At 58.5% G+C, this 25,195-nt stretch carries 24 protein-coding genes; 18 read left to right on the top strand and 6 right to left on the bottom strand.

Going from position 1 to position 25,195, the window contains the following annotated elements; all coding sequences use genetic code 11:
* Nucleotides 1-107 precede the first annotated feature (107 nt).
* Genes phnL through phnP form a run of 5 tightly spaced genes read left to right on the top strand, consistent with a single transcriptional unit; the run spans nucleotide 108 to nucleotide 3,664 of the window.
* Complete coding sequence (phnL, locus tag ACOQH0_RS01655) at nucleotides 108-788, top strand: phosphonate C-P lyase system protein PhnL (protein WP_089598642.1); 681 nt, start codon at nucleotides 108-110, stop codon at nucleotides 786-788.
* On the top strand, nucleotides 785-1,921 hold the full coding sequence (gene phnM / locus ACOQH0_RS01650) for an alpha-D-ribose 1-methylphosphonate 5-triphosphate diphosphatase (RefSeq protein ID WP_421511388.1): 1,137 nt from the start codon (nucleotides 785-787) through the stop codon (nucleotides 1,919-1,921). The genes phnL and phnM overlap by 4 nt, the downstream gene beginning before the upstream one ends.
* Nucleotides 1,918-2,469 (top strand): ribose 1,5-bisphosphokinase, encoded by a 552-nt coding sequence (gene phnN / locus ACOQH0_RS01645; protein ID WP_420986372.1) that lies wholly within the window; start codon nucleotides 1,918-1,920, stop codon nucleotides 2,467-2,469. Before phnM ends, phnN begins: the two co-directional genes overlap by 4 nt.
* Nucleotides 2,462-2,896, top strand: coding sequence for an aminoalkylphosphonate N-acetyltransferase (gene phnO / locus ACOQH0_RS01640; RefSeq protein WP_420986361.1), 435 nt, complete (start codon nucleotides 2,462-2,464; stop codon nucleotides 2,894-2,896). Before phnN ends, phnO begins: the two co-directional genes overlap by 8 nt.
* Before the next feature lie 9 nt (nucleotides 2,897-2,905).
* Complete coding sequence (phnP, locus tag ACOQH0_RS01635) at nucleotides 2,906-3,664, top strand: phosphonate metabolism protein PhnP (RefSeq protein WP_421511387.1); 759 nt, start codon at nucleotides 2,906-2,908, stop codon at nucleotides 3,662-3,664.
* Nucleotides 3,665-3,716: 52 nt separating this feature from the next.
* On the opposite strand, the gene yjdP is transcribed toward phnP, so the two are convergent.
* Both yjdP and ACOQH0_RS01625 read right to left on the bottom strand, forming a co-directional pair.
* Nucleotides 3,717-4,043 (bottom strand): DDRRRQL repeat protein YjdP, encoded by a 327-nt coding sequence (gene yjdP / locus ACOQH0_RS01630; protein WP_089598637.1) that lies wholly within the window; start codon nucleotides 4,041-4,043, stop codon nucleotides 3,717-3,719.
* Nucleotides 4,044-4,112: 69 nt separating this feature from the next.
* Nucleotides 4,113-6,392 (bottom strand): ATP-binding protein, encoded by a 2,280-nt coding sequence (locus tag ACOQH0_RS01625; protein WP_421511386.1) that lies wholly within the window; start codon nucleotides 6,390-6,392, stop codon nucleotides 4,113-4,115.
* Nucleotides 6,393-6,575: 183 nt separating this feature from the next.
* On the opposite strand from ACOQH0_RS01625, the gene ACOQH0_RS01620 reads away from it, so the two are divergent.
* The 6 genes from ACOQH0_RS01620 to ACOQH0_RS01595 all read left to right on the top strand — a co-directional run bounded on the left by ACOQH0_RS01620 (nucleotide 6,576) and on the right by ACOQH0_RS01595 (nucleotide 12,713).
* Nucleotides 6,576-8,096, top strand: coding sequence for a sugar ABC transporter ATP-binding protein (locus tag ACOQH0_RS01620; RefSeq protein WP_089598635.1), 1,521 nt, complete (start codon nucleotides 6,576-6,578; stop codon nucleotides 8,094-8,096).
* Entirely contained in the window at nucleotides 8,093-9,088 is a 996-nt protein-coding gene (locus ACOQH0_RS01615) for an ABC transporter permease subunit (protein ID WP_042719147.1), read from the top strand. The genes ACOQH0_RS01620 and ACOQH0_RS01615 overlap by 4 nt, the downstream gene beginning before the upstream one ends.
* A gap of 32 nt (nucleotides 9,089-9,120) precedes the next feature.
* Nucleotides 9,121-10,062 (top strand): ABC transporter substrate-binding protein, encoded by a 942-nt coding sequence (locus ACOQH0_RS01610; protein WP_021242935.1) that lies wholly within the window; start codon nucleotides 9,121-9,123, stop codon nucleotides 10,060-10,062.
* 89 nt (nucleotides 10,063-10,151) lie between these two features.
* The gene (locus ACOQH0_RS01605) at nucleotides 10,152-10,838 is read left to right on the top strand and encodes a D-lyxose/D-mannose family sugar isomerase (RefSeq protein ID WP_421511385.1); all 687 of its coding nucleotides are present in this window, start codon (nucleotides 10,152-10,154) and stop codon (nucleotides 10,836-10,838) included.
* Between the two features lie 10 nt (nucleotides 10,839-10,848).
* Nucleotides 10,849-11,709, top strand: a complete 861-nt coding sequence (locus ACOQH0_RS01600; protein ID WP_421512318.1) for a ketose 1,6-bisphosphate aldolase — start codon at nucleotides 10,849-10,851, stop codon at nucleotides 11,707-11,709.
* Nucleotides 11,706-12,713: a carbohydrate kinase family protein gene (locus tag ACOQH0_RS01595; RefSeq protein ID WP_089598632.1), complete on the top strand. Its 1,008-nt coding sequence runs from the start codon at nucleotides 11,706-11,708 to the stop codon at nucleotides 12,711-12,713. The genes ACOQH0_RS01600 and ACOQH0_RS01595 overlap by 4 nt, the downstream gene beginning before the upstream one ends.
* On the opposite strand, the gene ACOQH0_RS01590 is transcribed toward ACOQH0_RS01595, so the two are convergent.
* Nucleotides 12,710-13,441, bottom strand: coding sequence for a response regulator (locus tag ACOQH0_RS01590; protein WP_042719155.1), 732 nt, complete (start codon nucleotides 13,439-13,441; stop codon nucleotides 12,710-12,712). The genes ACOQH0_RS01595 and ACOQH0_RS01590 overlap by 4 nt on opposite strands.
* 256 nt (nucleotides 13,442-13,697) lie before the next feature.
* On the opposite strand from ACOQH0_RS01590, the gene fdhF reads away from it, so the two are divergent.
* From fdhF to ACOQH0_RS01575, 3 genes are all read left to right on the top strand, one after another.
* Nucleotides 13,698-15,845, top strand: a complete 2,148-nt coding sequence (gene fdhF / locus ACOQH0_RS01585; RefSeq protein ID WP_421511384.1) for a formate dehydrogenase subunit alpha — start codon at nucleotides 13,698-13,700, stop codon at nucleotides 15,843-15,845.
* Between the two features lie 322 nt (nucleotides 15,846-16,167).
* Entirely contained in the window at nucleotides 16,168-16,320 is a 153-nt protein-coding gene (locus tag ACOQH0_RS01580; protein ID WP_042719158.1) for a Hok/Gef family protein, read from the top strand.
* A gap of 121 nt (nucleotides 16,321-16,441) precedes the next feature.
* Nucleotides 16,442-17,116 carry a tetratricopeptide repeat protein gene (locus ACOQH0_RS01575; protein WP_182401831.1) on the top strand — a complete coding sequence of 225 codons (675 nt, stop codon included), beginning with the start codon at nucleotides 16,442-16,444 and terminating at the stop codon, nucleotides 17,114-17,116.
* A gap of 80 nt (nucleotides 17,117-17,196) precedes the next feature.
* Here ACOQH0_RS01575 and gltP read toward each other — a convergent pair whose 3' ends face one another.
* A complete protein-coding gene (gene gltP / locus ACOQH0_RS01570) occupies nucleotides 17,197-18,510 on the bottom strand; it encodes a glutamate/aspartate:proton symporter GltP (protein ID WP_089598629.1) in 1,314 nt (437 codons plus the stop codon).
* 423 nt (nucleotides 18,511-18,933) lie between these two features.
* Here gltP and acs point away from each other — a divergent pair, with 423 nt between their 5' ends.
* From acs to actP, 3 genes are all read left to right on the top strand, one after another.
* Nucleotides 18,934-20,892 carry an acetate--CoA ligase gene (gene acs / locus ACOQH0_RS01565; protein WP_100167225.1) on the top strand — a complete coding sequence of 653 codons (1,959 nt, stop codon included), beginning with the start codon at nucleotides 18,934-18,936 and terminating at the stop codon, nucleotides 20,890-20,892.
* Between the two features lie 134 nt (nucleotides 20,893-21,026).
* Entirely contained in the window at nucleotides 21,027-21,341 is a 315-nt protein-coding gene (locus tag ACOQH0_RS01560) for a DUF485 domain-containing protein (RefSeq protein WP_108418084.1), read from the top strand.
* Nucleotides 21,338-22,987: a cation/acetate symporter ActP gene (actP, locus tag ACOQH0_RS01555; RefSeq protein ID WP_063624406.1), complete on the top strand. Its 1,650-nt coding sequence runs from the start codon at nucleotides 21,338-21,340 to the stop codon at nucleotides 22,985-22,987. The genes ACOQH0_RS01560 and actP overlap by 4 nt, the downstream gene beginning before the upstream one ends.
* Before the next feature lie 32 nt (nucleotides 22,988-23,019).
* Here actP and ACOQH0_RS01550 read toward each other — a convergent pair whose 3' ends face one another.
* Together ACOQH0_RS01550 and ACOQH0_RS01545 are read right to left on the bottom strand one after the other, a co-directional pair.
* A complete protein-coding gene (locus tag ACOQH0_RS01550) occupies nucleotides 23,020-23,709 on the bottom strand; it encodes an LrgB family protein (protein ID WP_089598627.1) in 690 nt (229 codons plus the stop codon).
* Complete coding sequence (locus ACOQH0_RS01545) at nucleotides 23,702-24,112, bottom strand: CidA/LrgA family protein (protein ID WP_421511383.1); 411 nt, start codon at nucleotides 24,110-24,112, stop codon at nucleotides 23,702-23,704. Before ACOQH0_RS01545 ends, ACOQH0_RS01550 begins: the two co-directional genes overlap by 8 nt.
* A gap of 102 nt (nucleotides 24,113-24,214) precedes the next feature.
* Between ACOQH0_RS01545 and ACOQH0_RS01540 the strand changes: the two genes are divergently transcribed.
* A complete protein-coding gene (locus tag ACOQH0_RS01540) occupies nucleotides 24,215-25,102 on the top strand; it encodes a LysR family transcriptional regulator (RefSeq protein WP_278435246.1) in 888 nt (295 codons plus the stop codon).
* Nucleotides 25,103-25,195 lie beyond the last annotated feature (93 nt).

The following is a 25,195-nucleotide window of genomic DNA, read 5'->3' as shown; positions in this document are numbered from 1 at the left end:
GGTCGCGGTTGCCGGGTGGCGCTGCGCTTACCCGGCCTACGAACATCGCACCTTGTAGGCCGGGTAAGGCGAAGCCGCCACCCGGCAAAACGAATCGCGAGGCCAACATGATCCACGTACAAAACGTAAGTAAGACCTTTGTGCTCCACCAGCAAAACGGCGTGCGCCTGCCGGTGCTGCAAAACGCCTCGTTAGAGGTCAGCAAGGGCGAATGCGTAGTGCTGCACGGGCACTCCGGCAGCGGAAAATCCACCCTGCTGCGCTCCCTGTACGCCAACTACCTGCCGGACGAAGGCCACATTCGCATTCGCCACAACGATGAGTGGGTCGACCTGGTGCAGGCCCCCGCGCGTAAGGTGCTGGACGTGCGCCGCACGACGATCGGCTGGGTCAGCCAGTTTCTGCGGGTGATCCCGCGGATCTCCGCGCTCGACGTGGTGATGCAGCCGCTGCTGGATCTCGGCGTACCGCGTGAAGCCTGCGCCGCCAAAGCCGCCAGCCTGCTGACGCGCCTCAACGTGCCGGAGCGCCTGTGGCACCTTGCCCCGTCGACCTTTTCCGGCGGCGAGCAGCAGCGCGTTAACATCGCGCGCGGGTTTATCGTTGACTACCCGATTCTGCTGCTGGATGAACCCACCGCCTCGCTCGACGATAAAAACAGCGCGGCAGTGGTTGAGCTGATCGAACAGGCCAAAGCGCGCGGCGCGGCGATCGTCGGGATCTTCCACGACGAAACCGTTCGCAGCCGCGTCGCAGACAGACTGCACCCGATGGGGACAAACGCATGATTATCAATAACGTCAGGCTGGTGCTGGAAAACGAAGTCGTCGACGGTTCGGTTGAAATCCAGGACGGCGTCATCCGCGCATTCGCAGAAACCCAGAGCCGTACCCCTGAAGCGATGGACGGCGAAGGCGGCTGGCTGCTACCGGGGCTGATTGAACTGCATACCGATAATCTGGACAAATTCTTCACCCCGCGCCCGAAGGTGGACTGGCCCGCCCATTCGGCGATGAGCAGCCACGACGCGCTGATGGTCGCCAGCGGCATCACCACCGTGCTCGACGCGGTGGCCATTGGCGACGTGCGCGACGGCGGCGATCGCCTGGAGAATCTGGAGAAGATGATCAACGCCGTGGAGGAGACGCAAAAACGCGGCCTCAACCGCGCCGAGCACCGTCTGCACCTACGCTGCGAGCTGCCGCATCACACTACCCTGCCGCTGTTTGAAAAGCTGGTCGGGCGCGAGCCGGTCTCGCTGGTCTCCCTGATGGACCACTCGCCGGGGCAGCGCCAGTTCGCCAACATTGAAAAGTATCGCGAATACTATCAGGGCAAATATTCTCTCAACGATGCGGAGATGGCCCGCTACGAGGAAGAGCAGCTGGCACTTGCGGTACAGTGGTCGCAGCCTAACCGCCTTAAGATTGCCGCCATGTGCCGTGACCGCAACATCGCGCTGGCCAGCCATGACGACGCCACGCACGATCACGTGCTCGAATCCCACCAACTTGGCAGCGTGATCGCCGAATTTCCCACCACGTTCGAAGCGGCAGAAGCCTCACGCAGGCACGGCATGAACGTGCTGATGGGCGCGCCTAACATCGTACGCGGCGGATCGCACTCCGGTAACGTGGCGGCAAGCAGGCTCGCCTCCCTCGGCCTGCTGGATATTCTCTCGTCCGACTACTACCCCGCCAGCCTGCTGGATGCGGCGTTCCGGGTGGCTGACGACGAAGGCAACAGCTTTACGCTGCCGCAGGCGATTCGCCTGGTGACGAAAAACCCGGCCACCGCGCTCAATCTTCACGATCGCGGGGAAATCGCCGAAGGTAAACGCGCGGATCTGGTGCTCGCCCACCGCAAGGGCGAACACGTTCATATCGGCCATGTCTGGCGTCAGGGAAAAAGGGTGTTCTGATGGGAAGACTCATCTGGTTAATGGGGCCGTCCGGCTCCGGGAAAGACAGCCTGCTGTCGGCGCTGCGGCAGCAGGAACACGCGCGACTGTTGGTCGCGCACAGGTACATCACCCGCGCGGCCAACGCCGGAAGCGAAAACCATATCGCCCTGAGCGAGCAGGAATTTTTTACCCGCGCCGGACAAAATCTGCTGGCGCTGAGCTGGCACGCCAACGGCTTTTACTATGGCGTGGGCATCGAAATCGACCTCTGGCTGCACGCGGGTTTTGACGTGCTGGTTAACGGCTCGCGCGCGCATCTACCGCAGGCGCGTTCCCGATATGAAGCGGCCCTGCTGCCGGTCTGTTTAGAGGTGTCGCCGCAGATCTTGCGTAACCGCCTGCAAACTCGTGGCCGCGAAAGCGCAAAAGAGATAGACCAACGCCTGGACCGTGCGGCGCGCTACACCCCGTCAGGCTGTCACGTCCTCAATAACGACGGAAGTTTGCTACAGTCAGTCGAGACCTTTTTAACGCTGATCCGCCAGAAGGAGAAACAGCATGCCTGACTGCCAGCTTCGCCCCGCCACCGCCGACGATGCGCAGAGTGTTTACGCCCTCATCTGCGAACTTAAGCAGGCAGAATTCGATCATCAGGCGTTTCACGCGGGCTACCTTGCCAACCTGCAGGATCACAACATGCGCTACCAGCTTGCCGAATTGGACGGGCAGGTCATCGGCATGATCGGTCTGCACATGCAGTTTCACCTGCACCATGCGCGTTGGATCGGTGAGATCCAGGAGCTGGTGGTGATGCCGCAGGCGCGTGGGCACAACGTGGGCAGCCAGCTTCTGGCATGGGCAGAAGCGATCGCTCGCCAGGCTGGTGCTGAGCTAACGGAGCTCTCCACCAGCGTAAAGCGCACTGATGCCCACCGTTTTTACGTGCGTGAAGGGTACACGCAGAGCCATTTCCGATTCACCAAACCGCTATAGAGGTGCGTTATGAGTCTGACAATCACGCTCACGGGGACGGGTAGCGCCCAGCTGGTGCCGGTCTTTGGTTGCGACTGCGCGGCCTGCCGCCGGGCGCGCCTGCAGGACAACTATCGCCGTCGCCCCTGCAGCGCGGTGGTCAAATTCAACGATGCGGTGACGCTGCTGGACGCGGGAATTCCGCACCTGATGGACGACTGGCCCGCGGGCAGCTTTCAGCAGTTTTTGCTCACGCACTACCATATGGATCACGTTCAGGGGCTGTTCCCCCTGCGCTGGGGCGTGGGCGCGACGATTCCGGTTTACGGTCCGCCGGACGAAGCGGGATGCGACGACCTGTTTAAACATCCGGGGATCCTGGATTTCAGCCACACGCTGGAGCCGTTTGTGATGTTCGAACTCCAGGGGCTGCGGGTCACGCCGCTACCCCTGAACCACTCAAAGCTGACGTTTGGCTATCTGCTTGAATCGGCCCACAGCCGGGTGGCCTGGCTTTCCGACACCGCCGGACTGCCGGAGAAAACGGTGAAGTTCCTGCTCAACAACCCGCCGCAGGCGATGATTATTGACTGCAGCCATGAACCGCGCGAGGAAACGCCGCGCAACCATTGCGACTTAACTACCGTGATTGCGCTGAACGAGGTCATTAGCTGCCCGCAGGTGATCCTGACGCATATCAGCCATCAGTTTGACGTATGGATGATGGATAACCCGCTGCCGCAGGGCATTGAAGCGGGCTACGACGGCATGGCGCTGGTGCTGGATTAGGTTTTCTCCCTCTCCCGTGGGAGAGGGTTGGGGTGAGGGCAACAGGCCGCACTTAGCCTCGATCGTAATCGTCTTCTAACCTGCGCTCATCTTCTTCTAACCGACGGCGATCGTCATCCAACTGGCGCTGGCGCTCATCTAAGCGCTGGCGTCTGTCCTCAAGCTGCCGACGGCGATCGTCGTACTGGCGGCTGTCGGTCTGGCGGCTGCGATCGTAACGATCGTCGTCGTCATCGCTGCTGCGACTGCTGCTGGGGTTATAAGCATCGTTGATCGCCTGTTGAATGTTGCCAATAGCATCATCAACAATATCGGCATGAGCCAGCTGGCTGGTGAGTGACAGCAGACCAAATAACAGAGCAGTTGAGTAACGTTTCATACGGTCAGACTCGCAGGTGAACTGGCCTTACGATAATGAACAGCGGGGAACCGGGGTAGCGGAGGAATCTCAAATTACCATGACCTTCCGCAGCGCCTGTGCCAGCTGCACACGTGTAAACGGCTTACGCAGTAACTGAACGTCGGGCAGCTGCGGATTATGCGTTGGTCGCAAATCCTGACCGCTGATCAGCAGAACCGGAAGCTGCGGATAATGGCTGCGCACCTGGTTTATCACCTCAGCGCCGCTCAGGCTTCCCGGCAACATCAGGTCGCTGATAAACATGCCAATATCCGGTGACGCCGCCAGCATGTTCAGCGCCTGCTCGCCGTTGTCCGCTTCGAGCGTCAGATAGCCGAGCTGATGCAGCTGCTCGCACAGGGTCTGGCGGACATCGGTTTCGTCCTCCAGCACCAGTACCAGCCGCTCATTCTCAACGGTAGCGGTGGTTGAGAGCGCTTCATCCTCGGAAGCGGCGGGAAGCGTCGATCGCGGAAGGTGAAGCCGCACGGTGGTGCCCTGTCCCGGCGCGCTTTCAATCTCCACGCGACCGCCGGACTGACGCACAAATCCATAGACCATCGACAGGCCTAACCCGCTCCCGCTTCCGGTCTGCTTGGTGGTGAAGAATGGTTCAAAGACCCGGGATTTCACCTCCTGCGACATGCCGCTGCCGTGGTCAATGACCTCCAGCGCCACCATGTCCTGCCTGCGTCCGTCGCTGCGGGTCACGCGCTGGTTCCAGGTGCGAATTTTTATCACCCCGCTTTGCCCTTCCATCGCATCACGCGCGTTCATCACAAGGTTGATAATGGCGTTTTCAAGCTGGCTGACGTCTATCCACGCGGGCCACGCCGGGGTTTGTGCTTCAATCTCCAGGGTCAGGGTGGCAGGCAGTGAGTGACGCATCAGTTCCCGGAGGTTCTCCAGCAGCGGCAGCATCTCTACCCCATGCGGCGTCAGGGATTGCTTGCGGGAAAACGCCAGCAGGCGCTGGGTCAGCAGCGCGCCGCGTTCGGCCGCCTTCAGCGCCCGGGTAATGCGCTGCGCGTCTTTTGATTCGGTGTCGGTGAGCTCAAGGCTGCCGATGATCACCGCCAGCAGGTTGTTAAAATCATGCGCCAGCCCGCCGGTCAGCTGCCCGACCGCCTTCATCTTCTGGCTGTGCAGCAGCGCCTCTTCCAGCCCCTGACGCTCGATGCGGTCAATCTCCATCTGCGTGGTTTTCTCTTTCAGCAGGCGCGTGGTGTGCTCAAGCGAGGCGGTGTTGCGGGCAAAAACGTTAAACGCGCGCGCCAGCTCGCCCAGCTCATCGCGCCGCTGCAGCGCGGGCACCGAAACATCCTGCTCGCCATGCGCAAGGCGCGACATCGCTCTGGAGATAGCCGTCAGGTTAGAGCCCAGATTGCGGTAGATATACCAGCAGGCGCACCCGGTGATGATCAGCGCCAGCACGGCGAAAATGCTGATAAACACGCTGATTGAGCGCAGCTCCTGATGGCTCTGAGCGGTACGAAGCGTGGAGGCGTTTGCCACCTGTTCTACGTACTGATTGATGTCGCTGTTGAGGATCGCCACCAGCGCCTTGATGTGGAACATATACCAGCTGATCGCCAGATCGCTCTCTTCCAGCTGCTTCGACAGAGGGGCGAGTTTATGCAGCTCGACGTTAAAATCAGGCAGAACCCTGTTCACGACAGGCTGGATGGCGCGCCGGGGAAGGGTTGCCGTTACGGCGTCAAGCTGCTGAACGGTCGCGCGCGGCGAAGGGGTGTCGATGGCGGCAGCGATCAGCCTGTCCATTTCCATCAGCTGCTGCGCGTCCGGTACGTTGCTGCTGTAGCGGCGGTTGATGTCCTGCAGATGACGCAGATAGCTCTGGCTTTGATATAGTGAGCTGAGCAGCGCGTTACGCTCCAGATGGCGTCGCTGCCCGCGCTCAAGCATCTCCGTCACGCTCTGCTGTAATTCATTGCTTCTTTGAATAATACGCGCCACCAGCGCCGGTTCCTGCTGCGCCAGCGGCGCTTCCGCAAGCTGCTCCAGCGAGTGACGCAGCGCCATCTGGGTCTGCTTCAGCCGCTCGGCTTCGCTTTTGTACTCCAGCGCCCCGACGACCTGGGAGAGCCGCACCGCCGCGGTCGCCACGTTAGCGGTATCACGGGCCAGGTTCATGCTACCGGTCATGTCATCCAGCGTTTGCTGCTGCACCTGCTCCTGGATCTGGCTGGCGTGACGAAAGCCGAGTACCGCCACGCCGCTCACCATCAGCGTAACGGCGACCACCAGCAGATTGAAAATCAGCAGGCGTCCGCGAGCGCTGGCAAAAAACGGGGGGCGTGATGGCATGGATTTGGGCTCCTCTGCGATTTGGTGTCCCCTCACCCTAACCCTCTCCCACAGGGAGAGGGAAAAGAGAAATGTGACGGCGATTAGCTATTCATAACTATGACAAATATGAATGGCTTCTGACATTTTGCATTTACGCACCTGTGATGAAGTGCAGATATCGACATTCGCAGGAGCTCCGCCATGAGCAGAACCCCGGTTTTAGAGATGCGCAATATTGCCAAGACGTTTGGTAATTTCCACGCGCTCAAGGGTGTGGATTTGACGGTTTTCCCCGGTGAGATCCACGCGCTGATGGGAGAAAATGGCGCGGGAAAAAGCACGCTGATGAAAATCCTCGCGGGAGCCTATACCGCCACCAGCGGCGAAATCCTGATCGACGGTCAGCCGTTTCATATCAAAGGGCCGAAAGATGCGCTGGCCGCAGGCATTACGCTGATTTATCAGGAGATGCAGCTCGCGCCCAATCTGACCGTTGCCGAAAATATCTTTCTCGGCAGCGAGCTGTCGCGCGGCGGGATGGTGCAGCGCAAAGAGATGGCCGCCCAGGCGCAGGCGGTGATTGACCGTCTCGGCGCGCAGTTCAGCGCCACCGACCTGGTGATGAAGCTGACCATCGCCGAGCAGCAGCAGGTAGAAATCGCCCGCGCGCTGCACCGCAACAGCCGCATTCTGGTGATGGACGAACCCACCGCCGCCCTCTCCTCGCGGGAAACGCACCGCCTGTTTGAACTGATTTTGCGCCTGCGCGACGAAGGGATGGCGATTATCTACATCAGCCACCGCATGGCGGAAGTGTATGAACTCTCTGACCGCGTCAGCGTCCTGCGCGACGGGCAGTACGTCGGCAGCCTGACGCGCGACAAGCTGAATGCCTCAGAGCTGGTGCGCATGATGGTCGGTCGTCCGTTAAGCGACCTGTTCAACAAAGAGCGCGACATCCCGTTAGGCAGCCCGCGTCTCAACGTGCATCACCTGACTGACGGCAAAAAAGTGCTTCCCTGCAGCCTGCAGGTGCGTTCCGGCGAAATCGTCGGGCTGGCGGGCCTGGTCGGGGCCGGACGCTCCGAACTGGCGCAGCTCATCTTCGGCGTGCGCAAAGCCACGGGCGGCATGATTGAGGTGGACGGCGAGCCGGTGGTGATCCACTCCCCGCGCGCGGCCATTGATAACGGCATCGGTTTTCTCACCGAAAACCGCAAGGAGCAGGGGCTGTTTCTGGAGCTGGCGGCCCAGGAAAACATCACCATGGCGACGCTGGAGCGCGACGCCACCTTCGGCATGCTAAACCGCAAAAAAGCCCAGTCGATTTCCGATGACGCGATTGCCCTGCTCAACATCCGCGTGCCGCATTCTCAGGTGCGCGCGGGCGGGCTCTCCGGCGGCAACCAGCAAAAGCTGCTGATCTCCCGATGGGTGGCCATCGGCCCGCGCATTCTGATTCTGGACGAACCCACGCGCGGCGTGGACGTCGGCGCGAAAAGCGAGATCTACCGCATCATGAACCAGATGGCGCGCAAAGGAGTGGCGATTTTGATGATCTCCAGCGAGCTGCCGGAAGTGGTGGGGATGAGCGACCGGGTGTACGTGATGCGCGAAGGCAGCATCGCGGGTGAACTGCACGGGCGCGACATCTCTCAGGAAAACATTATGACGCTGGCAACCGGCGTGAACGACACACATCATCAGGCGGTGCAATCATGACAACTCCAACCCATCCGCAGCAGGTGGCGAAATCCGCCTCCGCCAAAAAAATGCTGATGAGCGATCTGATGCAAACGGTCGGTATCCTGCCGATTCTTATCCTGATTGTGGCGGTATTTGGCTTTATCGCCCCTAACTTTTTCACCGAGAGCAACCTGCTCAATATTACCCGCCAGGCGTCGATCAACATCGTGCTGGCGGCGGGAATGACCTTCATCATTTTAACCGGCGGGATTGACCTCTCCGTGGGCTCGATTCTGGGTACTACGGCGGTTGCAGCGATGGTGGTCTCGCTTATTCCTGAATTTGCGATGCTCTCCATTCCGGCCGCGCTGATGCTCGGCATGGTGTTGGGCCTGTTCAACGGCGCGCTGGTGGCCTTTGCCGGGCTGCCGCCGTTTATCGTTACGCTCGGCACCTATACGGCGCTGCGCGGCGCGGCGTATCTGCTGGCCGACGGCACGACGGTCATTAACTCGAACATCAGCTTCGAGTGGATCGGCAATAACTACCTCGGCCCCATTCCCTGGCTGGTGGTGATCGCCCTGGCGGTCATTGCTATCTGCTGGTTCATCCTGCGCCGTACCACGCTGGGCGTTCACATCTACGCGGTGGGCGGCAACATGCAGGCGGCGCGCTTAACCGGCATCAAGGTCTGGCTGGTGCTGCTGTTTGTTTACGGCATGAGCGGCCTGCTCTCCGGGCTTGGCGGGGTGATGAGCGCCTCGCGCCTCTACAGCGCCAACGGCAACCTCGGTATGGGCTATGAGCTTGACGCGATTGCGGCAGTGATCCTCGGCGGGACCAGCTTCGTCGGCGGGATCGGCACGATCACCGGCACGCTGGTGGGTGCATTGATCATCGCCACCCTCAACAACGGCATGACGCTAATGGGCGTCTCCTACTTCTGGCAGCTGGTGATCAAAGGGGCGGTGATCATCATAGCGGTGCTGATCGACAAATACCGTACCCGACACCATCAAAGTGCATAACAACAACACCCTACAGCTTCGAGGAAAACCATATGCGTTTGAAACCCTTAGTGACCGCGCTCTGTGCTGGCGCACTGCTTGCCGCAACACCGTTTGCGCAGGCGAAAGATCTGAAGTCCATCGGCGTGACGGTGGGCGACCTGGCTAACCCGTTCTTCGTGCAGATCACCAAAGGTGCCGAGCTGGAAGCGCGCAAGCTGGCTGGCGATAACGTCAAGGTGACGCTGGTTTCCAGCGGTTACGATCTGGGCCAGCAGGTGGCGCAGATCGATAACTTCATCGCCGCGAAGGTGGACATGATCATTCTCAATGCTGCGGATTCCAAAGGGATTGGCCCGGCGGTGAAGCGCGCGAAGGACGCCGGGATCGTGGTCGTTGCGGTTGACGTGGCGGCGGAAGGGGCTGATGCCACCATCACCTCCGATAACACCCAGGCGGGCGAAATGGCCTGTAAGTACATTACCGACCGCCTGAAAGGCAAAGGCAATGTGGTGATCATCAACGGGCCACCGGTCTCTGCGGTGCAGAACCGCGTGGAAGGTTGCCAGACGGAATTCAAAAAACACCCGGATATCAAGGTGCTCTCGGATAACCAGAACGCCAAGGGCAGCCGTGAAGGTGGTCTGGAGGTCATGACCTCTTTGCTGGCGGCCAATCCGAAGATCGACGGCGTATTCGCCATTAACGATCCGACCGCGATCGGTGCCGATCTGGCGGCGAAACAGGCGCAGCGCAACGAGTTCTTTATCGTCGGCGTGGATGGTTCCCCGGACGGTGAGGAAGCGCTGAAGCGCGAAAACTCCCTGTTTGTGGCGACCCCAGCGCAGGATCCGCAGGTGATGGCGGCAAAAGCGGTGGAGATCGGCTATGACATTCTACAGGGCAAACCTGCGCCGAAAGCGCCTGTGCTGATCCCGGTGACGATGATCGATAAAAAGAACGTCGGGACCTATAAGGGGTGGACGGTTAAGTAACCTCGTTGCGGCCTGATGCCCTCACCCTAACCCTCTCCCACGGGGAGAGGGCCGGGGTGAGGGGGTGGCATAAAACTCAAGGAGTCCCCATGAAACGCTCCGACATCAATGAAATTCTCGGTCACACGCGACAGTTCTTTTCCATGCACGACGTGCATCTCCCGACTTTTGCCAGCTTTCCACCCACAAAATGGCAGCAGCTTGACCAGGCCGCATGGCAGGAAGTGTTCGATCTCAAGCTCGGCTGGGACGTGACGGCGTTCGGCAGCAACAGCTTTGCCGCACAGGGGTTAACGCTGTTTACCCTGCGCAACGGCTCGCCCAACGGTGTGCCTTATGAAAAAGGCTATGCCGAAAAAATCATGCACGTGCGCGACGGCCAGGTCACGCCGATGCATTTTCACTGGCGCAAGCGAGAAGACATTATCAACCGGGGCGGCGGGAATCTGATTATTGAGTTATGGAATGCGGGCGCGCATGAAGAAACCGAAAACACGGATGTGACCGTCACGATAGACGGCTGCCGTCAGACCCACGCGCCCGGCAGCCAGCTGCGCCTGCTGCCCGGGGAAAGCATCTGCCTGACGCCCGGTCTGTACCACAGTTTCTGGGGCGAACGCGGCTTCGGAGACGTGCTGGTCGGCGAAGTGTCATCGGTAAACGACGACGAGCACGATAACCACTTTTTGCAGCCCGTTGCCCGCTATAACAACATCGAAGAAGACGAACCGGCAGTGCTGGTGCTGTGCAACGAGTACAACCTGTTTCGGATATAAGGAGTGAATGATGCCATTGATTTCTCTTGCCGACGGTCTTGAGCACGCCCGGCAACATCGCTACGCGCTGGGCGCGTTCAACGTGCTCGACTCCCACTTCCTGCGCGCGCTGTTCGCCGCCGCGAAGCAGGAACGCTCGCCGTTTATCATCAACATCGCCGAAGTGCATTTTAAGTACGTGTCTCTGGATTCTCTTGTCGAGGCGGTTAAGTTCGAAGCCGCTCGTCACGACATTCCCGTGGTGCTTAACCTCGACCACGGGCTGCATTTTGAGGCCGTCGTACGCGCCCTCCGCTTAGGGTTCAGCTCGGTGATGTTCGACGGCTCGACGCTAAGCTACGAGGAAAACATTCGCCAGACGCGGGAAGTGGTGAAGATGTGCCACGCGGTGGGCGTGTCGGTGGAGGCGGAGCTGGGCGCGGTCGGTGGTGATGAAGGCGGCGCGCTTTACGGGCATGCGGACGAAGCGTTCTTTACCGACCCGCAGCTGGCGCGCGAATTTGTCGATTCAACCGGCATTGACGCGCTGGCGGTTGCTATCGGCAACGCGCACGGCAAATACAAAGGCGAGCCGAAACTCGATTTCCCGCGCCTGGACGCCATTCGCCAGCAGACGGGGCTGTCGCTGGTTTTACACGGCGGCTCAGGGATTAGCGATGCCGACTTCCGCCGCGCTATCGAGCTGGGCATTCATAAAATCAACTTCTATACCGGCATGTCGCAGGCCGCGCTTGCCGCCGTTGAGCAGCGCATGGCAAACCGCCAGCCGCTGTACGATGAATTTGCCGAGCTGCTGCTGGGCATTGAAGAGGCGATTACGGATACGGTCGCCGAACAGATGCGCATCTTCGGCAGCACGGGGAAAGCCTGATGGAACGTAAAGGGATCATTGCCGCAGGCAACATGCTGGTGGATCACGTCCACCAGATCGTGCAGTGGCCGGAGCGCGGCTGGCTGGCGGAAATCACCCACAGCGAACGCTCAACCGGCGGCGCGCCGCTCAACGTGCTGCTGACGCTGGCGAAAATGCACGTTGGCCTGCCGCTGCAGGCGGTGGGGCTGATTGGCGAAGACGGCGACGGGGATTACATTCTGGCGATGCTCGACCAGTACCACGTCAACCGCCAGCGCGTGCAGCGCACCACCTTTGCCCCGACCTCCATGTCGCAGGTCATGACCGATCCCAGCGGACAGCGCACCTTCTTCCACTCGCCGGGCGCCAACCGCCTGCTGGATCTTCCCGCCTTCGATCGCTTAGACGAATCGATGAAGATCTTCCATCTCGGCTACCTGCTACTGCTCGACAGCCTGGATATGCCCGATGACGAGTTCGGCACCCGCAGCGCGCGGCTGCTGGCGCAGATGCGCGACCAGGGGTATGAAACCTCGCTCGACCTGGTGTCCCGCAAGGGCGACCCGCGCTACCAGCCGCTGGTGCTCCCTGCCCTGCGCCATCTTGATTATCTGGTTATTAACGAGCTGGAAGCCGGGGAGTTTAGCGGGCTGGAGATGCGTGACGGCAGCGATACGCTGAACACAGCCCATATTGCAGAAGCCGCCGCGCAGCTGCTGGCGGCAGGCGTTCGTCAGCGGGTGGTGATCCACTGCCCGGAAGGAGCATGGGGAGAAACACACGGTGAGCAAGGCCGCTGGATCCCGTCGTGGATGCTGGAGCAGGAGGAGATTATCGGCAGCGTCGGCGCGGGCGATGCGTTCTGCGCGGGGTTTTTATACGGCTGCCATGAATCGCTGTCGCTTACCGAGAGTATTTATCTGGCGCACGCCTGCGCGCGGGCAAGCCTGCTGGCCGCCAACGCAATTGACGGTGCGAAAACGCTGGAGGAGCTTCAGCTGTTTATCAAAGAGAATACCTAGGCCGCTTTCTCGCTATGGGATACATCGGTGGCAAACACGTAACCTAACCCACGGATGGTTTTGATGAGCGCTGGCTGATGTGGGTTGGCCTCGATTTTTCGTCGCAGGCGCATGATCAGCACGTCAATCGTACGGTCGAACACCTCGGTACTTTCACTGTGGGTGAGTTCAAGCAGCTGCTCGCGGCTGAGTACCCGGCGGGCATTTTGCGTGAGCGCCAGCAGCAGGCCGTACTCCCCCTGCGTTAAAGGGACGGTGTTACGCTGCGGATCGCTCAGCTCGCAGCGGGTGGTATCCAGCGTCCAGCCATTGAAAGCAACGCCCGCCGCACGCGGCGCGGGGGCTTCTGCTGCCAGCACGCCCGTCCGGCGCAGTACCGCTTTCACGCGGGCAACTACCACGCGCGGGTTAAACGGTTTGCCAATGTAATCATCGGCGCCCATCTCCAGACCCACGACCACGTCTGATTCACTGCCCAGCCCCGTCAACATGACCACCGGTAGTTCTGGCCGCTGCTTTTGCAACTGGAGTAAGACCTGCAGGCCGTTGATATCCGGCAGCATCATGTCCAGCAGCACGAGTGCGATACCCGGTTCCTGATGTACCCGGTTCAGCGCGTCCTGTCCGTTATGGCAGACGAGCACGGTAAAGACGTGCTCGCTGAGCACGTCCTGCAGCAATTCACACACTGCCGTATCGTCATCAACCACCAGAATCGCCGGTTTCATCGTATGCTTCCGTCAGGGGATTATGTTAAGTCTGAACCATTCTGCCGTCGGCTCCAGCCAAATTGTTTTTTACGTGACGGAATTTCAACCCATGTCACATCCGTAACCCTTTCGACACGTCAATTTTGACGATTGCCTGTTTTTCGTCAGGGTTTTGCGCGCATATCAGCCGTACAGTCTGAATATACTCACATTAAAAACATGGCATAGAAGCTGCATAGTGGGTGCGAAAGATTCGATTAACTGGAGCAGACTGATGAAAAAAGTCGTCACGGTTTGCCCTTATTGTGCCTCAGGTTGCAAGATCCACCTGGTGGTCGATAACGGCAAAATCGTCCGGGCAGAGGCCGCACAGGGGAAAACCAACCAGGGCACGCTGTGCCTGAAAGGTTACTACGGCTGGGATTTTATTAACGATACCCAAATCCTCACCCCGCGCCTGAAAACCCCTATGATCCGCCGCGAGCGCGGCGGCAAGCTGGAAGCCGTCACCTGGAGCGAGGCGCTCGATTACGTCGCCACGCGCCTCAGCGCCATCAAGGCCAAGTATGGCCCGGATGCGATTCAGACCACCGGCTCCTCACGCGGGACGGGGAATGAAACCAACTATGTGATGCAAAAATTCGCGCGCGCCGTTATTGGTACCAATAACGTCGACTGCTGCGCTCGCGTCTGACACGGCCCATCGGTTGCAGGTCTGCACCAGTCGGTCGGTAACGGCGCAATGAGTAATGCCATCAACGAGATAGATAATACCGATCTCGTGTTTATTTTCGGCTATAACCCGGCGGATTCTCACCCTATCGTCGCGAACCACGTTATTCGCGCTAAACAGAATGGGGCGAAAATCATCGTCTGCGATCCGCGCAAAATTGAAACCGCGCGCATTGCGGATATGCACATCGCGTTAAAAAACGGCTCGAACATCGCGCTGCTGAACGCAATGGGGCACGTCATTATTGAGGAGAACCTGTACGACCAGGCGTTTGTCGCGACCCGTACGGAAGGCTTTGAAGAGTATCGGAAAATCGTCGAAGGCTATACGCCAGAGTCGGTTGAAACGATAACCGGCGTCAGCGCGCAGGAGATCCGCCAGGCGGCACGCATGTACGCGGCAGCGAAAACCGCGGCCATTCTGTGGGGCATGGGCGTCACCCAGTTCTACCAGGGCGTAGAAACCGTGCGTTCCCTGACCAGCCTCGCGATGCTGACGGGCAATCTGGGCAAGGCGCACGTCGGCGTGAACCCGGTGCGCGGTCAGAATAACGTCCAGGGTGCCTGCGATATGGGCGCGCTGCCGGACACCTATCCGGGCTATCAGTACGTTAAGTTCCCTGAAAATCGCGAGAAATTCGCGAAGGCCTGGGGCGTGGATAGCCTGCCGGAACATACCGGGTATCGCATCAGCGAGCTGCCGCACCGCGCGGCGCACGGCGAAGTGCGTGCGGCCTACATCATGGGTGAAGATCCGCTCCAGACCGACGCCGAGCTGTCTGCGGTGCGTAAAGGGTTTGAGGATCTGGAGCTGGTGATTGTCCAGGATATCTTTATGACCAAAACCGCGGCGGCGGCGGATGTGATTTTACCGTCGACCTCCTGGGGCGAGCATGAGGGCGTCTACACGGCGGCAGACCGCGGCTTCCAGCGCTTCTTTAAGGCGGTCGAGCCGAAGTGGGATCTGAAAACCGACTGGCAGATTATCAGTGAAATTGCCACCCGCATGGGCTACCCGATGCATTACAACAACACTCAGGAGATCTGGGACGAGTTGCGCAGTCTGTGTCCGGATTTTTTTGGGGCAACCTATGAAAAAATGGGTGAGCTGGGCTACATCCAGTGGCCGTGTCGCGATGAGTCCGAAGCCGACCGGGGAACGTCGTACCTTTTCAAAGAGAAATTCGACACCCCGAACGGACTGGCGCAGTTCTTCACCTGCGACTGGGTCGCGCCAATCGATAAGCTCACCGATGAGTATCCGATGGTGCTCTCCACCGTGCGTGAAGTGGGCCACTACTCCTGCCGTTCGATGACCGGAAACTGCGCCGCGCTGGCGGCGCTGGCGGACGAACCGGGATACGCACAAATCAACACCGCAGACGCAGAGCGCCTCGGCATTGAGGATGAAGCGCTGGTGTGGGTGAACTCGCGTAAGGGCCGCATCATCACCCGTGCGCAGGTCAGCGACCGTCCGAATAAAGGGGCGGTCTACATGACCTACCAGTGGTGGATTGGCGCCTGTAACGAGCTGGTGACGGAGAACTTAAGCCCGATAACCAAAACGCCGGAGTATAAATACTGCGCCGTAAACGTGGAGCCGATTGCGGATCAGCACGCTGCGGAACAGTATGTGATCGACGAATATAACAAGCTGAAAGCCCGACTGCGCGAAAGCGCAATGGGTTGATGCCGTTAATTAAACGATGAATAAAGGGAGTGAGATATTCACTCCCTTTTTATTTCCGCCTAACCCATTAAATATATCAATTATTATTCTGGATAGCGGCTCGCAGAAATAATGTAATTCGTGCGAAAAAGAATTACATCTTTGCATTTTAATTCATAGGGATAAGATGTGCGGCGGGTGCTTAAGACTTTCTGTCTTGAGCATTGTTGAGGGACAGAAAGTGGAAAGCCCCGGGAAATTTTCATTTACCCGAGGCTACTCCCTCAACTACCAACAGGTTGAGAGTAGCCTCTTATTCTTTTTTACACAAGGAGTAAAAGGCATGACGCCATTAAAAACTGCGTTAGGCATCGTCTTTATTATTTGCCTGACGATAGTGATCTTTACCTTTATTACTCGCGGCAGGCTCTGCGAGTTTTCAATAAAGAGTGAGCATCAGGAGGTGGCGGCGAAATTAGCCTGCAACGCAGGCTAACCTCTGCGGGCGGAACGACGGTTCCGCCCGGCTTGTAGGATGCTGAGGTCTTAATGCACCCATTTTTTTCTTCTGTCGCCGCGATTATACTGCGCGGCATGTACCCAGATGATAAGAACCCATGAAACATATTTTTCTGTTGTTGTTACTTTTTACATCGCTTGTCCGTGCCGATGAGATTGGCAGCCAGTACAAGGAACAGGCTGAAGCGGGTGACGCCCGTGCCCAGTATTATTTGGCCGATACGTACTTTAGCTCCGGCGACAGCAAGCAAGCGGCGCTGTGGGCCGAGAAGGCCGCAAAAGGCGGCGATGTTGACGCCATGGGGCTGCTCTCGCAAATCCTCTTTACCCAGGGAAATTATGCGCAAGCTAAGGCACTGGCGCAGCAGGCAACCATCGCGGGCAGCAAGCGTGGCGCAATCATGCTGGCGCGCGTGCTGGTGAACACCCAGGCGGGGAAAACTGACTATCCGCAGGCGATCAAACTGCTGCAAACGGCTACCGAGGATATCGACAACGACTCCGCGGTTGATGCGCAACTGCTGCTGGGGCTGATTTATGCCAACGGCGTGGAAGTGGTGCAGGATGACGCTCAGGCAGCTGCGTGGTTTAAGCGCAGTTCGTCTCTTTCACGTACGGGCTACGCAGAATACTGGGCTGGGATGCTGTTCCAGCAGGGCGAGAAAGGCTTTATCACGCCAAATAAACAGAAAGCGCTCTACTGGTTGAACCTGAGCTGTACGGAAGGATTTGATACGGGATGTGAAGAGTTTGATGCGTTGAGCGGAGAATAACGTGCCGGGTGGCGGCTTCGCCTTACCCGGCCTACAAAACCCGTAGGCCCGGTAAGCGCAGCGCCACCGGGCTTAGGATGTTACTGGTCAGCCGTCTTATCAAAACGACCCAACACCTCACGTTCATACGCCAGCGCTTTTTTGCGGTCGAATTTGTGTTCCCACTTGGCGATAACCAGCACCGCCAGGGCATTCCCCACCACGTTCAGCGCGGTACGCGCCATGTCGAGGATACGGTCAACACCGGCGATAAACGCCAGGCCTTCCAGCGGGATCCCGACGCTGCCGAGCGTCGCCAGCAGCACTACGAAGGAGACGCCCGGAACGCCTGCAATACCTTTGGACGTTACCATCAGCGTCAGCACCAGCACGATCTCCTGCCACAGCGACAGGTCAATGCCGTACAGCTGCGCAATAAAGATAGCGGCGATACTCTGGTACAACGTTGAACCGTCCAGGTTAAAGGAGTAGCCGGTCGGTACCACGAAGCTGGTAATAGAGGCAGGCGCGCCGTAGGCTTCCATCTTCTCAATGATACGCGGCAGCACGCTCTCAGAGCTTGCCGTGGAGTACGCCAGAATCAATTCATCCTTCAGGATACGGATCAGGATCCAGATACTCAGCCCGCACAGGCGCGCCACAATGCCCAGCACCACCAGCGCGAAGAACAGGATGGCGAAGTGCACCAGGATCACCAGCTTCGCCAGCGGCCACAGGGAGGCAAAACCGAAGTTCGCCACGGTGACGGCAATAAGCGCGAACACCCCGACCGGCGCGTAACGCATCACCATGTGGGTCACTTTAAACATGGTTTCAGAGATAGAACGGAACACGGTGACCAGCGGCTCACGGTGCGTCGCCGGCAGGGAAGAAAGCCCCAGACCAAACAGCACTGAGAAGAAGATGATCGGCAGCATCTCGCCCTTCGCCATTGATGCCACGATGTTGGTCGGCACCAGCGAAAGAATAGTCCCCATCAGGCCGTGCGCGTGGCTCTGGACGTCAGCGGTCGTGCTTTGATATTTCGAAATATCCACCGTCGCCAGCTGCGACATATCGATCCCGGAACCTGGCTGGAACACGTTCGCCAGCGTAATACCGAGGATAATCGCAACCGTAGTGATCACTTCGAAATAAAGAATGGTCTTCGCACCGATGCGGCCTAACTGCTTCGCATCACCGACGCCCGCAATACCGACCACCAGCGTCGAGATCACAATCGGTACCACAATCATCTTAATCAGATGAATAAAGATATCCCCTGCAGGTGAAAGCAGGTTCGCAATCAGCCATTCGCGGCTGTCGCTATGATAATGCAGGTAACTGCCCAGCAAGATGCCCAGCACAAGGGCGATTAAGATCTGCCAGGCAAGGCTGACTTTAACGTTTTTCATAGAAACTGACTTCCTCAATGAAGCGCCTTATTCACTCAAACTGCATGAATATGGGGACATACTGAAAGGGTATGAATTGTGTTGCGTTGGTTTATGGGATTTTTTAACGCGGCGTATGAGTATCATTTGCGCGGCCTGTTGCGCAAGCCTTAAAGAACGACGCATTTCACTCGAAAAAGCGGGGATGACGGGAGTTTGTCCTAATTCTGATAAATAACCTTTTGTTATAAAAAAGCTTTTTTAAACATAAATGTGAATAATCGTTAGCGTAAATTATTTCCCTTCAAAGTTTCATTCGCTCATTTTTCAGCCTATTCAAACAATGCGTGATCTGCCGCCCAAATACTAAACAAAGCTTGTAAAGCCCCTACAATTAACGTTTTTGCGACATATTATTAACATCTTACACGGAGAAAAAAAGCCATGAGCCAAATCCATAAACACGACATTCCCGCAAATATTGCGGACCGTTGCCTGATAAACCCGGAGCAGTACCACGAGAAGTATCAGCAATCCATCTCCAGCCCTGACCTCTTCTGGGGTGAGCAGGGCCATATCCTTGACTGGATCAAACCGTATCAGAAGGTGAAGAACACCTCCTTTGCACCGGGTAACGTCTCCATTAAATGGTATGAAGACGGCACGCTGAATCTGGCGGCGAACTGCCTTGACCGCCACCTCGCCGAGCGCGGCAACGAAACGGCCATTATCTGGGAAGGCGATGATGCCTCGCAGAGTAAACATATCACCTATAACGAACTCCATCGCGATGTCTGCCGCTTCGCCAACGTATTGCTGGAACAGGGTATTAAAAAAGGCGACGTTGTTGCTATTTATATGCCGATGGTACCGGAAGCGGCGGTTGCCATGCTGGCCTGCGCGCGCATCGGTGCGATCCACTCCGTTATCTTTGGCGGCTTCTCACCCGAGGCGGTTGCCGGGCGTATCGTTGACTCTAACTCGAAGCTGGTGATCACCGCTGACGAAGGCGTGCGCGCCGGTCGCGGTATCCCCCTGAAGAAAAACGTCGACGAAGCGCTGAAAAACCCCAATGTGAAAACCATCAGCAACGTCATCGTGCTCAAGCGTACCGGCGGCAAGATCGACTGGAATGAAGGGCGCGACCTCTGGTGGAGCGACCTGATTGAAAAAGCGAGTGACCAGCATCAGCCGGAAGAGATGAATGCGGAAGACCCGCTGTTTATCCTTTACACCTCCGGCTCAACCGGCAAACCGAAAGGTGTGCTGCACACCACCGGCGGCTATCTGGTCTATGCGGCCACCACCTTCAAATACGTCTTCGACTACCATCCGGGTGACATCTACTGGTGTACCGCCGACGTGGGCTGGGTCACCGGCCATAGCTACCTGCTGTACGGCCCGCTGGCCTGCGGCGCAACGACGCTGATGTTTGAAGGCGTCCCGAACTGGCCGACCCCGGCGCGCATGTGTCAGGTGGTCGACAAGCATCAGGTCAACATTCTCTACACCGCGCCAACGGCGATCCGCGCGTTAATGGCGGAAGGCGACAAAGCCATCGAGGGCACCGACCGCTCATCATTGCGCATCCTCGGTTCCGTGGGTGAGCCCATCAACCCGGAAGCCTGGGAGTGGTACTGGAAGAAAATCGGAAACGAGAAATGCCCGGTGATGGACACCTGGTGGCAGACCGAAACCGGCGGTTTTATGATCACCCCGATGCCGGGTGCCACCCAGCTGAAAGCGGGTTCCGCCACCCGTCCGTTCTTCGGCGTGCAGCCTGCGCTGGTGGATAATGAAGGCAATCCGCAGGAAGGGGCCACCGAAGGCAACCTGGTGATCGTCGACTCCTGGCCGGGTCAGGCGCGCACGCTGTTTGGCGACCACGAGCGCTTCGAGCAGACCTACTTCTCGACCTTTAAAAACATGTACTTCAGCGGCGACGGCGCGCGTCGTGATGAAGACGGCTATTACTGGATAACCGGACGCGTGGACGACGTGCTGAACGTCTCCGGCCACCGTCTCGGCACCGCGGAGATTGAGTCGGCGCTGGTGTCGCATCCGAAAATTGCCGAAGCCGCCGTTGTCGGTATTCCGCACAACATCAAAGGCCAGGCGATCTACGCCTACGTCACCCTGAACCACGGCGAAGAGCCGTCACCAGAGCTGTATACCGAAGTGCGCAACTGGGTGCGTAAAGAGATTGGCCCGCTGGCGACACCGGACGTGCTGCACTGGACCGACTCGCTGCCGAAAACACGCTCCGGGAAAATTATGCGCCGTATATTGCGCAAAATCGCGGCCGGGGACACCAGCAATCTCGGTGATACCTCAACGCTCGCGGATCCTGGCGTGGTGGACAAACTGCTCGAAGAGAAGCAGGCCATCGCAATGCCTTCCTAACGTTTTCTCCCTCTCCCCGTGGGAGAGGGCCGGGGTGAGGGCATCAGACCGCACCTTTCTCCCCTCACCCTAGCCCTCTCCCCATAGGGGAGAGGGGATAAAAACAAACCAACCTTACCTTTGGAGACTCTGTGATGAATGACCATATTTGTCAGCAGATAGAGAATAGTGCGCACTACAGGGAGCTCGTCGAAAAACGGCAACGGTTTGCCTTCATCCTGTCCATCATCATGCTGGTTATTTACGTCGGCTTTATTCTGCTCATCGCCTTCGCCCCGCACTGGCTGGGCACCCCGCTGCACGCGGGTACCAGCGTCACGCGCGGTATTCCCATCGGCATCGGCGTGATTGTGATTTCGTTTGTGCTGACCGGCGTATACGTCTGGCGTGCGAACGGTGAATTCGATCGTCTTAATAAAGCGGTTCTGCATGAGGTAAAAGCATCATGAAGCGAGTCCTGACGGCGCTTGCCGCCACACTTCCCTTTGCTGCCCATGCGGCAGATGCCATTACCGGCGAGGTCCAGCGTCAGCCAACCAACTGGCAGGCGATTGTGATGTTCCTGATTTTCGTCCTGTTGACGCTGTATATCACCTACTGGGCGTCAAAACGCGTGCGTTCTCGAAACGATTACTACACGGCGGGCGGCAACATTACCGGCTTCCAGAACGGTCTGGCGATTGCGGGTGACTTTATGTCCGCCGCCTCGTTCCTCGGGATCTCCGCGCTGGTGTACACCTCCGGCTATGACGGCCTGATCTACTCCCTCGGCTTCCTCGTCGGCTGGCCGATCATTCTGTTCCTGATTGCCGAACGCTTGCGCAACCTGGGCCGTTACACCTTCGCTGACGTGGCATCCTATCGCCTGAAGCAGGGGCCGATTCGCACCCTCTCCGCCTGCGGCTCGCTGGTGGTGGTGGCGCTGTATCTGATTGCCCAGATGGTGGGCGCGGGCAAGCTTATCGAACTGCTGTTTGGCCTGAACTACCACGTCGCGGTGGTGCTGGTCGGCGTGCTGATGGTGATGTACGTCCTGTTCGGCGGCATGCTGGCGACGACGTGGGTGCAGATCATCAAAGCCGTCCTGCTGCTGTTCGGGGCCAGCTTTATGGCCTTTATGGTGATGAAGCACGTCGGCTTCAGCTTCAATAACCTGTTTACCGAAGCGATGGCGGTCCACCCGAAAGGGGAAGCGATCATGAGCCCGGGCGGGCTGGTAAAAGATCCGATATCCGCGCTCTCACTCGGTCTCGGCCTGATGTTCGGCACCGCGGGTTTACCGCATATCCTGATGCGCTTCTTTACCGTGAGCGATGCGCGTGAAGCACGTAAAAGCGTCTTCTATGCCACCGGCTTTATGGGTTACTTCTACATTCTGACCTTTATCATCGGCTTTGGCGCGATCATGCTGGTGGGGGCGAACCCGGCGTTTAAAGACGCGGCGGGCGCGCTGATTGGCGGTAACAACATGGCGGCGGTGCACCTGGCCGACGCGGTTGGCGGTAACCTGTTCCTCGGCTTTATCTCCGCCGTGGCCTTCGCCACCATCCTCGCGGTGGTTGCAGGGCTGACGCTGGCAGGCGCGTCTGCAGTGTCGCATGACCTCTACGCCAACGTCATCCGCAAAGGCGCGAGCGAGCGCGATGAGCTGAAGGTCTCGAAAATCACCGTGCTGGTGCTGGGCGTGGTGGCGATCCTGCTGGGTATCCTGTTCGAGAAGCAGAACATCGCCTTTATGGTGGGGTTGGCCTTCTCGATTGCGGCAAGCTGTAACTTCCCGATCATCCTGCTCTCCATGTACTGGTCAAAACTGACCACCCGTGGGGCGATGATTGGCGGCTGGCTGGGTCTGCTGACGGCGGTGATCCTGATGGTTCTCGGTCCAACCATCTGGGTGCAGATCCTCGGTCACGCAAGCGCCATCTTCCCGTATGAATACCCGGCGCTGTTCTCCATTGCCGTGGCGTTTATCGGGATCTGGTTCTTCTCAGCCACCGACAATTCGCCGGAGGGTAACCTGGAGCGTGAGAAATTCCGCGCCCAGTTTATCCGTTCACAAACCGGTCTCGGCGTCGAGCAGGGCCGCGCGCACTAAGCCTTTCTCCCCGGTCATTCCGGCCGGGGAGCTTAAAACATCGCCCACGCCACCAGCGGCGCAATCAGTACCATTACCACGCCCGAAAGCATCATCACCAGGCTCGCGACCACGCCCTCCTGCTGACCCAGCTCATACGAACGCGCCGTTCCCGCGCCGTGCGACGCCGCGCCGAACCCTGCCCCTTTCGCCATGCCTTCGCGAATGGAAAGCCGCAGGAACAGCACATCGCCCACCGCCATGCCAAACACGCCCGTCACCACCACAAACAGCGCCACCAGATCCGGCTGCCCGCCGAGCGGTTTGGCCGCCGCCAGCGCAAACGGCGTGGTCACGGAGCGCACGGCGAGGCTGCGCTGAATTTCATCGGACAAGGTAAACAGCCGCGCCAGCCAGACGGAGCTGCACACTGCGACCACCGTGGCGGTGATCACACCTGCGCTGAGCGACATCCAGTGACGTTTGATAATCGCCAGGTTGTCGTAAACGGGGACGGCAAAAGCGATGGTCGCCGGGCCCAGCAGCCACAACAGCCAGTGGGATTCACCAATGTAGTTCTGCCAGGAGATATGGCCGAAGACCAGCATCAGTACCAGCAGGATCGGCGTGAAGACCAGCGGCATCAGCGGCAGGGCGTGAAAGCGGCGGTACAGTCGCTTATTGGCAAAGTAGATAATTAGCGTGGCAACCAGGCACAGCACGCTAATCTGAAAGTTAGTCATGCTTCTGCCTGCTGATTTCAAAGCGATACACTTTATCCACCACCCAGGCGGTCGCCCCCAGCACCATCAGCGTGCTTAACGCGATGACCGCAAAGATGCGCCATCCGTCGACCTTCAGCAACTGCGCGTAGTTCACTACCGCTACTACGGCAGGGACAAAGAACAGCAGCATCTCCGCCAGCAGCCAGCGCGCCCCGGCGCGTACCCAGTTAAGAGGAATAACGCGACAGAGGATGAGCGTCAGCATCAGCAGCATCCCCACCAGGTTGGCGGGCAGCGGCAGATGGAGCCAGCCGACAAGATATTCAGCAAAAACAAACAGTCCCGCGTAGAGCAGTACCTGAACCGGTACCTGGAGTCGTTGCACAACGGCAGGCGTAACACGGCTTAACGCCACGGCCATGGAGGGTTTCCTCAAAAATGAGACGAGGCGCCAGTATAGAGACCGCACGGTGTGGACTGAAATGAATTAAAATCATCGAAGGTATAGTTTCGAGGAATAATCATGGACATAAGAACGCTGCGCTATTTTGTCGAAGTGGTTCGCCAGCAAAGTTTTACCCGCGCAGCGGAGAAGTTGTTCGTTACCCAGCCTACCATCAGCAAGATGCTGAAAAACCTCGAAGACGAGCTGAACTGTACTCTGCTGATCCGCGACGGGCGCAAGCTGTTGCTGACCGACACCGGACGCGTGGTGTTCGAACGCGGGCTGGCGATTCTGGCGGAGTTCCGCCAGCTGGAAGCGGAGCTGGACGACATCAACCACCTGACGAAAGGGGTGCTGCGCCTCGGCATTCCACCGATGGTGGGGATGATGATGGCCGGGCCGATTAGCCTGTTCCGCCAGCGTTACCCCGGCGTTGAGCTGAAAATTTCAGAATTTGGCGGCTTAACCGTTCAGCAGGCGGTCACCAACGGCGATTTGGACGTGGCGATGACCGCCCTTCCCGTTGAGGAGGAGAGCGGACTGGCGACGCTGCCGCTCTTTAGCCACCCGCTGTGCGTGCTGGTTCCCCGCTCCGGTGAATGGCTGAAGATAGACTCGGTGAAGCCCGAACTGCTCGGCGAGCACCCTCTGCTGATTTACAACGAAGATTTCGCCCTCAGCCGCCAGCTGATGGCGCTGTTTAATCAACACAACGTCAAGCCCCGCATCGCGGTACGCAGCGGCCAGTGGGATTTCCTGGCGGCGATGGTACAGGCAGGCGTGGGGATTGCCATTCTGCCGCAGCCTATCTGCGAGCGGCTGGATAAAAACACGCTACGCTGGATCCCGCTGGAGAGCGACCTGCACTGGCAGCTAGGGATGATCTGGCGAGAAGGGGTGTATCTGTCGCACAGCGCGCAGGCGTGGTTGCAGTGTTGTGAGGGGTTTTGGGTGCCCTCACCCTAACCCTCTCCCACAGGGAGAGGGAACCGTTCGAGCACATAGGCCCGGTAAGCGCAGGGTATGAACCGGAAACATGGGTAACACTTTAGACCGGAT

It is taken from the genome of Enterobacter sp. JS8-1, assembly GCF_049187015.1.
Classification (GTDB): Bacteria; Pseudomonadota; Gammaproteobacteria; order Enterobacterales; family Enterobacteriaceae; genus Enterobacter; species Enterobacter mori.
The sequence above is the reverse complement of the archived record's forward strand: the minus strand, read 5'-3'. Positions and strand labels throughout refer to the sequence as shown.